We start from the raw sequence: 11,940 nt of genomic DNA, 5'->3' as shown, positions 1-11,940 counted from the left end.
CCCTACTTTCAACAAATAGAGGCTTATTTAAATATCAGCTGTCTAAATCACTTAAACAACTTGCGTTTGATCTTCCATCATGAGTTTCATGCTTTCCTTCAGATACATCAAAACAATCTGAATTAGCATTTCCTGGTCCATTCATTGTCATCTCAACATTTAATATATCTAATGAGGGCTTGTTCCATTTCTTCATTGTGCATTCACCTCCTTTCGAGACATATTTTTAATAAACCTTGAAACGATTAAACCGCGCGTCAAAAGTTTAAAGTCTTCCTCAAAAATCATTTCAGGTCTTGGGTTTGTCCCCAGTCTATTTAGTGATTTTTTTAGTTCAGCTAGATTCAACAGATTTGAGAGCTCAGAATCATCGGAAACCTTTTGAACTTCTTCAAGAAATTCTTTCCAATTCCGTTTCATTCGGTGGATTGTATCGGCACCCTGCAAGCCTCGACTGTGATAATTAAGCCTTACATTTTCCGGAAGAATATTTTTAGTCGCTTCTCTAATAAAATAACGTTCCATTCCTTTTTTCACATATAATTCATCAGGTACTGATAAGCAGAACTTGATGACATTAATATCATTAGTAGGGTCTCTGTTCCATAGTCCATAACGTAATGACAAGTTGGTTTCCGCTACACCACTTTTATTCCAAACGTACCCTTTCTCATAATAATCTCTTCTATACTCTGTTAAATCTTTATTAGAGCCGCTATTGTTATCCATTCCAAATGCTAACAATCTATCGTACACGTTAGTTTTTTTCGCTAAATCAGGATGAATAAGTTGAGAGAGAAGATTTCCAGAACCAACAGAATTATTTGTATTAGAAAAAGCTCTTTTGGTCAAAATCGGTAATACATTAGACTTTCCAGTTTTATAGATTCGTGTGTAGTCATTTAGTTCCTTGTTTAGTTTCTTCCATTTTAATTTCATAAAAAGTGACGTATAGTACTCCATATTTAATTGCCAAGATCCCCACGAAATGGAATGGTTTCCTCTCGCTCCATTTAAAAGAACTTTAATATTCTGGGTGTGAGCTTCCTCATTAATTCCTTTAAGCCAAAACGTATTTTCAAAAAATTTATAAGGCATTTCCATTAGATCTAAAAAACCATCTACTTCTGATAAAGGATTTCTACCCTCAAATGAAAGAAAATTGCTATCGATATTACCTACATGATCCATGGTTTCTTTAATTAAAGGCTTTTCATTAGGCATGTAATACTTAGGCGTCCAATCTTCAAATGTTGTTTCTGGGATATAGCTGAAAGTGTGTAATTTCTTGCCTTGATTTTTTAATTCTTTAGCAGCAAAGCTGACAACAGTGCCAGAATCCAGCCCTCCACTTAAGTGTGAACCGACCTCCCCATACGTCCTTATCCGCTCATTTACAGCTCGATTAAAAACTTCATGAAAGGCCTCTATATACTCTTCAGTCGATTTTAATTTCAATGGTTCTACTTTCCCAATAGCTTCATATTTCGATAGAGAGACTTTTCCATTTTGAATAGACACACTATAAGAGGGAGGAACTTGATTGATAGATTGATAGACTGTTGAAGACATGTCCAATGCTTCTACCATAGTAGGAATCGCTAAAAATTCTGCTAACCATTCTTCATTTATATTTTTATTGATATAGGGCAGAGAAAAAAGTGGCTCCATTGTTGTGGAAAAAGCGAATCTAGAGAGGTCAGTGTAAAAATAAAGAGTACGCGCACCTGAAAAATCTCTGGCACCAAACAACTTCTGCTTTTTACCATCCCAAATCATGAAAGAAAAATCTCCTATCAATTGAGTGACAACATCCTCTTCCCATTTATAATAAGCTAAGAGAATCAGTTGGCTGTCTGTAATGAATTTTCCCTCTTCTTGAGAAATATCCAGCTTAGCTAATAGTTCGGCGCGGTTATCAATAATCGCATCTGCCGTAATGGAAAGCTTCCGTTCATAATCATAATAAGGAAGAGTTTCATTGACTGATTCAGGAGTGATCCATTGATTATGACAACAAAGAAATACATGATGATTAGTCCATTTCTGTACACTATCTGTCTGATATTTCTTATAACTCCCCATCAATTTATTCATGTAATTTATTGAGACTTTCTGGCTATCGAAGTTAATGATTCCGGATATAGCGCTCATTCACTCTCACCCCTAGACAAATATAATCATTATATTTTTCACAAAAACAATACACTGTTGTTTTTATTGTTTTCATAAAAGATATAATAAGTTCTCCATACGATTGTATAGAGAACTTCTAAAACCTTTGCTCAGATGACCATTTACATATTCCACTCTGTCTACGGCATTAACTAAACGTTAAATCGCCTCTAGGTGTCCCTGCTGGAAAATCATTATCAGTATAGTCACCTTCAGTTCCTAGCATCGTCTTATTTACATCTAAAACTTCTACTAAAGGATTTTGCCATTCTTTTTTCATAATCTCACCCCCTCTCAATGAAAACTTTTAATATGACGGTAGACAATTAGACTACGCATAAGTAGTCTATAATCCGCATTAGTTGCAAAGGCAGGATTGGGCTTCTCTTTTAATTTCAAGGAAGCTTTCTTTATTACGTCCATGTTTATATACTTCTGCATCTCAGGATCTTTACTCAACTCTTGAACTTCTTCTGCAAAACATTCCCAGTGTGGAATCATTCGGTGCACCCAATCCACACCTTGGACACCTCTAGTCTTCTGATTCAGCCTTATTTCATCAGGTAATAATTTTTCAGTGGACCTTCGTACAAGTGAACGATCTACGCCCGACTGAATAAATTGCTCTTCTGGTAAAGCTAAACAAAATTGTACTACTCTTAGATCATTAGTAGGATCCCGCTTCCATAGGGAGTACCGTAAAGAAAGCTTGGCGGTCAACGTATTTCCTGTACTCCAAGGAAACATATCCTCAAACAATGATCTCCTTTCTTCATATATAGTAGATGCTTTGAGCCACCCGGTATCATCTATTCCGTGGCCAGTAAGCTTTTGCAAAACTCCATTCTTTTTTTCAAATTCAGGGTTAACCAACATGGGAAAACGAATGGAAGGTTCACTTGATAATAGTTTGCTGATAGTGGGAAAAGCGATTTTAGCGATACTAGGCAGTCTCCCAAATCTGGCACCGCCCACTTTTTGACTATAATTGTGAAGCTCATGGGTTAACCGCAGCCATTTCATTTTTTTTAATAACGTGGCGTAATAGTCTAAAGCTGATCCCCAGGAGATAGTGAAGTTTCCTCTATCCCCATTTAGTAATACGCCTATATTTTCCTGGTGCGCTTTTTCAAACATCCCTTTTAACCAAAAAGAATTCTCCACAAATTTATAAGGCATTTCCATCGCTTCTAAAAACTCATCCATTTCTGAATAAGAATCTTTACCTTCAAAGTCCAGATAATGCGGTATTATCCCACCTACGTGCTTTACCGTTAAATTTATATTTGGACTCTCGTCAGCTATCAACTGCTTGGGGGTAAAATCTTCAAAATCCTTAGGGGGGATGTAACTAAAAGTGTGCAATAACTTATTCTCACGTTGTAACGTATTTGAAGCGAAACCTACTACCGCTCCTGAATCTAATCCCCCACTTAATTGGGCCCCTATATTTCTATGGGTGCGCAGTCTGGAATCGACGGCTTTTTGAAAAACTTCTTGAAAAGCTTCCACGTAGTCCTGATTGGATTTATATTTAATCTGCTTTCCAGGCTTTAATGAACAATATTTGTGAAAATAAATTTCACCTTGGCGGATAGTTATGCTGTGAGATGGTGGTATTTGTTGAATAGTTTTATAGGGAGTGAGCACAGCGTCTACTGAATCAATCATTCCAGAAATAGTTAAGTACTCAGCTAACCATTGTTCATCTAATTTTTTTTCAATATAAGGTAAAGTAAAAAATGGATGTATTATTGTAGAAAAAATAAATCTATGGGTATCCTTAAAATAATAAAGTGTACGGCTGCCAGAGAAATCTCTCGCACCAAAAAGTTTTTGTTCTCGCTCATCCCAAATCATGAAAGCGAAATCTCCAATTAAGTGTTTAGGAGATTCTTCCCCCCATTTGTGATAAGCAAGTAAAATCAGCTTACTGTCCGGCATCTTCAGTCTAAGTGTTTTACTAACACCAAGCGCATCGAACAACTCCTGGCGGTTATCAATGATTGCATCAGCTGTTATCGCTAAATTTCTCTCAGGATCATAATAAGGTAATTTCTCTCCTACAGACTCAGGGGTAATCCACTGGGCATGACATCCCAGGAAAATATTATCCTGGTCCCATGTCTGCACATCATCTGCCGGGAACTTTTGCAGAGCATTCATCATTCCATTTCTATGGACTTGGGAAGAGGGTTCTTTATTAAAGTTATAAATACCAACTATGGCTCCCATAATAACATCTCCAATAAGTTAAAATTCTTTATAACGAACGATTATGTAAAATAAATACTGCTCATATTAAAGCAGTCTATTTAAAAGTTTTTATTCTATATAAAGAACATACTATAATTTTATAAAGAACACAATACTTTATTTTTATTTTTTTCCACTTATTACTACATAAAAATATGAACAATTTCACTTAAATGATGAAGTGCAAAAAATTATAAAGAGACAGAAAAATTAAAGGGGAAGCCTTCTCAAAATAAGGCCTCCCCTTTTCCATTATTAATATTAAACAGAAGCATCCATTAATAACTTGCTTAATAAATTTTTATTCGGGTAGTCTGAGCTCTTCACTCCCTCTACCAGTTGCTCCAAGTCATAATTCGTCCGGACAATAGAAGTTTGCACCCCGCCATCCTCAATATCAACGATAGCGTAAGAAGGCTGTGCTAAACCATCAAAAGGCAGTCCGACACTGCCGGTGTTAATTACAATCTTCCCGCCGATATGCCGGATATAAGGCTTATGAATATGGCCATAAATATAAATGTCAGCTACTTCATTGGCCATTAAGCGTTCATTCATGCCTTCATCCGTTTCTGTAGGTAATACGACTTCAAATAAATCTTTCGGGGTTGCGTGAAACGCATGAATGTTAACCCCTTCGTACTCTTCATTTATTTCTTCTGGTAAATCCCTCAAATAGTTTACCGATTCACTGGTCATATTTGAGAATGACCAATCCTTTTCTTCGTTCATCCCTTTAATGGATTCCTCTGGAACTTCGCCGTCTTGAACTCCTCTTACAATCCATTCATCAGCATTTCCTTTGATCACCTGTGCATCCAATTTACGTACCATATCGACTGACCTTTGAGGGTCAATACCTCTGTATGAGATGTCTCCCAATACGAAGAGTTGATCTATGTTGCGTTTCTCAATATCTTTTAATACAGAGTCCAGGGCTTGGGCATTTCCGTGAATATCTGAAATAAATGCTAGTCTCATAAAAATCTCCTTTTGTTCTACTTTGTCTAATTTATTCCCTCCTATCTATTGTTGAAACTTTTTTCAATTAATATGTGAATAAGCTTTTATTGCTAAACGGGCTCTAACATCCTTCGTTTTCTATGAAGCTCAGTTTCAAGGATATTTAAAATTCAAATTATAATATGAATTTATGCAGGACTACTCCTTTGTCTTTGGATAACTTATCCTCAAAGTATTTAATCGTTTCTTTTAATCCCTCTTCCAGAAAAACATTTGGTGTCCAGCCTAATTTAGTTTTAGCTTCATTTATATTTGGTTTTCTTTGTTTAGGATCATCCAGAGGTAAAGGATTAAATTGTAATTGTGATGAGGACTCAGTAATCTGAATAACTTTATCTGCTAACTCAAGAATTGTGAATTCTTGAGGGTTTCCTAAATTTATTGGACCTTGCAAGTTATCAGTATTCATCATCTTCATCATTCCATTAACTAAATCATCGACAAAACAAAAGGAGCGGGTTTGGTCTCCGTTTCCATAGATAGATATTCCTTCGCCTTTTAGAGCTTGAACAATAAAGTTGCTGATTACACGGCCATCTTCAGGGTGCATATTGGGTCCATAAGTATTAAAAATCCTAATAACTTTAATATCCACACCATATTGTCTAAAATAGTCAAAAAATAAAGTTTCCGCACACCTCTTCCCTTCATCGTAGCAGCTTCTAACACCTATAGGATTAACGTTCCCCCAATATTCTTCTACTTGAGGATGAACTGCCGGATCTCCATATACTTCAGATGTAGATGCTTGTAAAACCTTTGCATTTGTTTTTTTAGCTAATTCAAGTACATTCATAGCTCCTAGGACGCTTGTTCGAATAGTCCGCACTGGATCATATTGGTAATGAACAGGGCTGGCCGGACATGCCAAATTATATATTTCATCAACTTCCACCTCGATTGGTATGGTTACATCATGAAATATAAACTTAAAGTTAGGATGGTCAAGAAGGGCATTGATATTCTCAATTGAACCCGTTAATAAATTATCTAGACAAGTAACTTTATTACCTTCTGCTAATAATTCCCTGCACAAATGAGAACCAATGAAACCGGCTCCCCCAGTAACCAGAACTTTTTTTTCAGTTTTAGCCAAATTAACCCCCACCTTTTAAATTGATTTTGTAGTCATATTTTGTAGTTACTCTTAAATCAAATTCCGCGAAAAAACTATAGGGTTTCAGGTTAACTAAAAAAACCATGTAGTTGCCTACACGGTTCTTAAAAAGGAAATATAATTTATGTCTAAATTACAGATACCTTTGAGAGCATTCCTTTTATGATTTTCTTGGGCAGTATGTCTAAATAAACTTTCTGTCCTAACTTTTCCTTGATTGTTCATACTTTATTAAAAAGGTTAGAAGTTGATTCAAATGTAATAAACATAACCCTGAATATATTCTCATGTAAACGTTAGTCTTAATACTTTGACCAGTTTGCTTACAATAGATATTGGGAGAATTTCCAAATGTCAGTTGTTTCAAGAGCGGTTTATATACTTTTGAATCTGATAAACTATTAAAAACTTCTTTAATAAATCTCAAATCACCCTTTGTTTTAACTTTATGAGAGATACTATTTCTAAACAACAGGTAAAATAAAATAGGTGGTATATTACTTATACTACTAAAATTCCCCTGACTCTTTGCGTAATCTATGAAATACTCAACTAAACGTGTGTATCGTTTAGATAGCTGAGGTCTTGGGGTGCTAGTTATCGAATGGTTACTTCTTTGAAAATAGTTATAAAATGACCTGTTAACAGTACAAATAGTGTTCACATGGCACAAGTAATACAAATTAAATAATAAATCGTCAGCAAATACTTCGGAATGCTTCTCAAACTTGATTAAGTGTTTATTAATGATTGATCGCTTATACAGCTTATTCCAAACGATATCTCCATGAGCATATTTGAGGAAATATTCATAATAATAGTTTGATAAACCGAGTTTCTGAACATTAATTACCTCATCTTTAATATTCAACCAATTAAAAGTAGTGGATTGCTCATAAACACAATCATAATTACACACTACCAAATCACTATTACTATCCTCTGCCTTATTATACATAACCTCGAACATGTTGGGTTCAATCCAATCATCAGGATCTACAAAACCTATATATTCTCCAGTGGATATCTGGATTCCTGCGTTTCTAGCAGTACACACTCCACCATTTTCTTTGTGTATCACTTTTATTCTCGAATCTTCCCTTTTAAATTCTTCAGCAATTTCCCCGCTTTTATCTTTCGACCCATCATTAATCAATATAATTTCCACATCGCTCAGTGTTTGATCAATCACCGACCTTAGACATTTACGCAAGTATTTCTCCACATTATATAAAGGTATTATTATGCTGACTTTTGACATGCTCCAATATCCTCCTAAATTTAAAGTATTAAGAAACTAACCTATTGATGTTACACACTTATTGGTTTAAATGATAAGAGAATGACTTTTTGTATTTTTTTCTTCTACTAATTTTCCATTATTAAATTCGAACACGATATCACAGTTTTTAATTGTGCTTAACCTATGAGCAATAATAATTAATGTCATATCACCTTTTAAACTATCAATCGCTTTCATAATCTCTTTTTCGGTTCCATTATCTAATGCAGAGGTCGCTTCATCTAGAAATAAAATCTCGGGATTGTGATAGAGAGCTCTGGCTATACCGATTCTTTGTCTTTGTCCCCCCGAAAGCCTTACCCCGTTTTCACCTACTTGAGTATTAAGTTGCTCCGGAAGACTTTTCACGAATTGTTTTAAATGAGCTTGTTCTAGAGCCCTCCACACTTCTTTATCATCAATGCTTTCTTCCTCAACTCCAAATGCAATATTTCCTCTAATAGTGTCATCTGATAAGTAAATGGATTGCGGAATGTAACCTATTCTCTGCTGCCATAACCTTTTTTGATCAGTCAATTTCTTTCCATCTATCGTTACTTGACCTTGCTCGGGTTTTAACAAACCTAGAATTATATCAACTAATGTAGTTTTCCCAGCACCTGACTCCCCCACAAAAGCTACTGATGTTCCAATAGGAATGTTTAGTGTTACGTCTTTGACAGATAAAATATCTTGACCTGGATAGCGGTAAGTGACATTTTTTAATTGTATGGAATCTTTAAATGCTTTTTCTTCTTTATTAATTATTCCACTCTGAGTGTCCAGCGATATTGAGTGTTCATCTTTCTCTGAAAAAAGATCTTCATAGATTACTGACAAAGCAGGCTGACTATATCTTATGGTAGTAATCATTGCTACTACACGGGTGATAGATGGCATCAAACGAAAGGCAGCCATAGCAAAAAGGGCCATCGTTGATATTAATTCTGTAGTATTTTTCCCTTGTATAACAATAATCACCATAGTAATAAGAACAACAGAAACTAATAACGTTTCTATGAACAATCGAGGAACTTGTTCTAGTAATTTCATATAGCGGCTATTGTTCGCCTTTATCTGACTTTGGCCTGTATAGGCTTTTATGAAAAAATTTTCTTTTCCAGATACTTTCACAACTTTACTGGCACCCAGCCCTTGATTGACCCATTTAATCATTGTGCCGCTTACTTTTTGTTGTTCTTTACCTAAAGAAGATATTTTTTTTCTAAACAGTTTAAAGAAAATAAAAACACTTCCACCTAATAAAGTGAAAGCGGTAAGAGTTGCTATGGGTGAGGTTAAAAGTAATAAAATCAAGATACACGTAATCACTAGTAATTCTGTGAATAACTGAAACCCAGCTAATATGATCCCCTGAAAAACTTTCGGAACTTCTGAATTAACATTTCGTAACAAATCAGCAGTGTTTCGTTGTAAATGAAACGTATATGGTTTCTTTAAATATTCCTGAAACAGTTGGCTCGATAATTTAACCTGTTGATTTAAAATTATTCTAAATTGTGAGTACTGAAATAGTAAAAGATATAGATTTTTTATAACAAATACGAATAGTAAAACACCCACAGCCAATATGATAAAAGAATTGTATGTTTGGAGATTAAACAACTCAGAAACATATGAAAATACAGCTTGATCGTGAATTTGTTCTGGATTAGTTGCTATGGTTACAAATGGGACAATTAATCCTATCCCCACTGTTTCAAAGATGGCAGCCACTATCATCATAGCAAATAAAATTAAGAACTTTCTTTTTTCTTTTTTATCAAACAGCATTAATAATTTTCTAAATGACGTTATCATTCAAATCCGCCCTTTATTTAAAATTCATCTTATAAAATGTATTAATTTATATTTATACTGAACTACTCTTATGATCAGTATTTCATTCCCAAACCTGCAAATTAATTTTAATAGTTTCAGAAAAAGCGATGGAGACTGATAACAAGCGATATCTTTAATAAATTCTTCATCCTTTATTATAGTAGAAAGTATTTTTAGTTGTTGTTTAATAGGAAGTGAACTATTTACTAACTCTTGGATGAAGTTAAAGGTGACACCAGCGTAATGACTCCTTACGTTCTCAACATATTGCTCTGAACTACTATATTCATTACACATCTTGATCAATAGACTCCTATTGTCACTAATATAATCATATAAGTCTGCCCTGAACACTTGTGTTAAAGAATTATTTCTTCGAATAAAATAATTGTATAAGGGTTCATCTACGTATACTAAACGGTTTATAAACGGAAGAATTTTAAAATTCAGCCGCACATCTTCACTATGGCTTTTATGTTCTTCAAATTTAACATTGTACAAATCAAAAATAGATCTTTTATATAGCTTATTTACACTAGATGATAAACTAACGGTTTTGTTATTGAGTATTAAAGGAATGATTTGATTTTTTATATCTTTTTGAGATAAAACCTTCTCCTTACCTTCATAAATCGATGATTTTGATTCAGTGCCAGTGAATAGGTTTTGTGTTTTTATTCTGCAAACAGTCATTTCAGCCTCATTTTCGCAGGCCACACTGTACATCATTTCATACATAGAGGGTTCAATCGTATCGTCAGGGTCAACAAAAGCTATATAGTCTCCTTTTGCCACTTTTAACCCTTCATTTCTAGCATTAGATACTCCTGCATTCTTTTGGTGTATTACTTTGATACGATTATCCCGCTCGGAAAAACTATCACATATTTCGCCACACCTATCTTCTGAGCCATCATTTATGAGGATCAGCTCAAAATCTGTAAATGATTGGGCTAATATTGAATTTAGACAAGCTGGAAGATAGCGTTCTACATTGTAAATAGGAACTATTACGCTAATACACGGCACTCTCACTTCCTCCTTATCTAACGTGATCAAATAATCAATTCTTCAGTTTCTAATTTAGAGTTCTCTATGAGTAAGTTATTTGACAGTTTATGGCGTAGATCTTTATTAATAATTAATTTTCTAACTGATTCATATATTTCTTCTTCTGCTATCTCTGTAATTAAACCTGTTCTTTCGTGAATTAACTGCTCATTTACTCCATTTACACGTGTTGCAACTATTGGTTTATTTAATGCCTTAGCTTCCAATAAAGTAATACAGTACCCTTCATATCTAGACGGTTGAACGTAAATATCACATTGATTCATATAAGGATAAGGATTAGGGTCAGCACCTAATAAAATAAAATTGCTTTCAACACTAAAATCTTTAATGAGTGTTTCATAGTCTTCTCTACTTTTTCCCTCTCCTAACACATACCACTTGATATGGTGCCCCTCTCTGACCAACCTTGACAATACCTTTATGGACAGATCATGACCTTTCTCAGGAGAAAGTCTCCCTACTGTTAATATTCTCGTACCATTGAAATTATCTTGAAATCCAACTCCATTTTTACTTTGTTGTCTTACGATCTGATGTGAAACTGTATTATGCTGGACCTTCAGCTTGTCATTTAATGAAGGAACTTGCTCCAGCAGCTTGCTTCTTGCTTCCTTTGATACAATATATAGCGCATCGAATTTTTTGTATGATTTTTCAGCAAATCTTTGATTAAAACCTATCTTACTTACATCAAAATGTATCCATTGAACTTTCTTTGCTGCTGTAACTTTTTCCAAAATAAAATAGCTTATGAAGTCCATTGGACCTGCATAAGCTATCGCAGTATCATATTTATAGTTTATTTGTGGAAGGTTTCGAACTAAATATTTTAGGAAGATCGATTTATTGTTACACATTTTTGACAGCATATAAAAGGTGTTAAATCTAATAAATTCTAAATACTTTTTTTGTTTAATTAATGTTAAAGATGACTGTAAAGGAGGATTATTAATTAATGGTTTGATTTCAGAAAAGTTATCTAAATACCTGGTATGAACATGTTTAGGAATATTCTCTAAAAATCCACCTTTCCTCTCCAACATTAAAATGGAAATGTCGTACTTATCTTTTGGCATAGTTGCGATCATATTAAGCAGAGCTTTTTCAGTTCCTCCAATATTCATATTGATAATCATGAAAAGTATCTTTTCTTTCTCCTTCATTTACTTCT

General features: G+C 34.3%; 10 protein-coding genes. All 10 read right to left on the bottom strand.

The genetic code is table 11. The annotated features are described in order from the left end of the window. Positions 1-34: 34 nt before the first annotated feature. The 10 genes from O2Q26_RS06420 to O2Q26_RS06375 all read right to left on the bottom strand — a co-directional run bounded on the left by O2Q26_RS06420 (position 35) and on the right by O2Q26_RS06375 (position 11,932). Complete coding sequence (locus O2Q26_RS06420; RefSeq protein WP_289215103.1) at positions 35-196, bottom strand: paeninodin family lasso peptide; 162 nt, start codon at positions 194-196, stop codon at positions 35-37. Next, the gene (locus O2Q26_RS06415) at positions 193-2,154 is read right to left on the bottom strand and encodes an asparagine synthase-related protein (protein WP_289215102.1); all 1,962 of its coding nucleotides are present in this window, start codon (positions 2,152-2,154) and stop codon (positions 193-195) included. Before O2Q26_RS06415 ends, O2Q26_RS06420 begins: the two co-directional genes overlap by 4 nt. Positions 2,155-2,323: 169 nt before the next feature. Further along, on the bottom strand, positions 2,324-2,455 hold the full coding sequence (locus O2Q26_RS06410) for a paeninodin family lasso peptide (protein WP_289215101.1): 132 nt from the start codon (positions 2,453-2,455) through the stop codon (positions 2,324-2,326). A 14-nt stretch (positions 2,456-2,469) separates the two neighbouring features. After that, the gene (locus tag O2Q26_RS06405) at positions 2,470-4,410 is read right to left on the bottom strand and encodes an asparagine synthase-related protein (protein ID WP_289215100.1); all 1,941 of its coding nucleotides are present in this window, start codon (positions 4,408-4,410) and stop codon (positions 2,470-2,472) included. 282 nt (positions 4,411-4,692) lie between these two features. Continuing rightward, positions 4,693-5,412 carry a metallophosphoesterase family protein gene (locus O2Q26_RS06400; RefSeq protein WP_289215099.1) on the bottom strand — a complete coding sequence of 240 codons (720 nt, stop codon included), beginning with the start codon at positions 5,410-5,412 and terminating at the stop codon, positions 4,693-4,695. Between the two features lie 157 nt (positions 5,413-5,569). Then, entirely contained in the window at positions 5,570-6,550 is a 981-nt protein-coding gene (locus tag O2Q26_RS06395) for a UDP-glucuronic acid decarboxylase family protein (RefSeq protein WP_289215098.1), read from the bottom strand. 223 nt (positions 6,551-6,773) lie between these two features. Continuing rightward, positions 6,774-7,832 (bottom strand): glycosyltransferase, encoded by a 1,059-nt coding sequence (locus O2Q26_RS06390; protein ID WP_289215097.1) that lies wholly within the window; start codon positions 7,830-7,832, stop codon positions 6,774-6,776. 66 nt (positions 7,833-7,898) lie between these two features. After that, positions 7,899-9,674, bottom strand: a complete 1,776-nt coding sequence (locus O2Q26_RS06385; RefSeq protein WP_289215096.1) for an ABC transporter ATP-binding protein — start codon at positions 9,672-9,674, stop codon at positions 7,899-7,901. A 24-nt stretch (positions 9,675-9,698) separates the two neighbouring features. Further along, the gene (locus tag O2Q26_RS06380; protein ID WP_289215095.1) at positions 9,699-10,724 is read right to left on the bottom strand and encodes a glycosyltransferase; all 1,026 of its coding nucleotides are present in this window, start codon (positions 10,722-10,724) and stop codon (positions 9,699-9,701) included. A 26-nt stretch (positions 10,725-10,750) separates the two neighbouring features. Further along, entirely contained in the window at positions 10,751-11,932 is a 1,182-nt protein-coding gene (locus O2Q26_RS06375) for a glycosyltransferase (protein WP_289215094.1), read from the bottom strand. Between the last annotated feature and the right edge of the window lie 8 nt (positions 11,933-11,940).

The organism is Halobacillus campisalis, assembly GCF_030345335.1.
Lineage (GTDB): Bacteria > Bacillota > Bacilli > Bacillales > Halobacillaceae > Halobacillus_A > Halobacillus_A campisalis.
This window is presented reverse-complemented; position numbering and strand designations above follow the sequence as displayed.

What these genes read in the sequence shown, in the direction of transcription:
- O2Q26_RS06420 (WP_289215103.1), bottom strand. Translation starts at nt 196, where the DNA reads ATGAAGAAATGGAACAAGCCCTCATTAGATATATTAAATGTTGAGATG.
- O2Q26_RS06415 (WP_289215102.1), bottom strand. Translation starts at nt 2,154, where the DNA reads ATGAGCGCTATATCCGGAATCATTAACTTCGATAGCCAGAAAGTCTCA.
- O2Q26_RS06410 (WP_289215101.1), bottom strand. Translation starts at nt 2,455, where the DNA reads ATGAAAAAAGAATGGCAAAATCCTTTAGTAGAAGTTTTAGATGTAAAT.
- O2Q26_RS06405 (WP_289215100.1), bottom strand. Translation starts at nt 4,410, where the DNA reads ATGGGAGCCATAGTTGGTATTTATAACTTTAATAAAGAACCCTCTTCC.
- O2Q26_RS06400 (WP_289215099.1), bottom strand. Translation starts at nt 5,412, where the DNA reads ATGAGACTAGCATTTATTTCAGATATTCACGGAAATGCCCAAGCCCTG.
- O2Q26_RS06390 (WP_289215097.1), bottom strand. Translation starts at nt 7,832, where the DNA reads ATGTCAAAAGTCAGCATAATAATACCTTTATATAATGTGGAGAAATAC.
- O2Q26_RS06385 (WP_289215096.1), bottom strand. Translation starts at nt 9,674, where the DNA reads ATGATAACGTCATTTAGAAAATTATTAATGCTGTTTGATAAAAAAGAA.
- O2Q26_RS06375 (WP_289215094.1), bottom strand. Translation starts at nt 11,932, where the DNA reads ATGAAGGAGAAAGAAAAGATACTTTTCATGATTATCAATATGAATATT.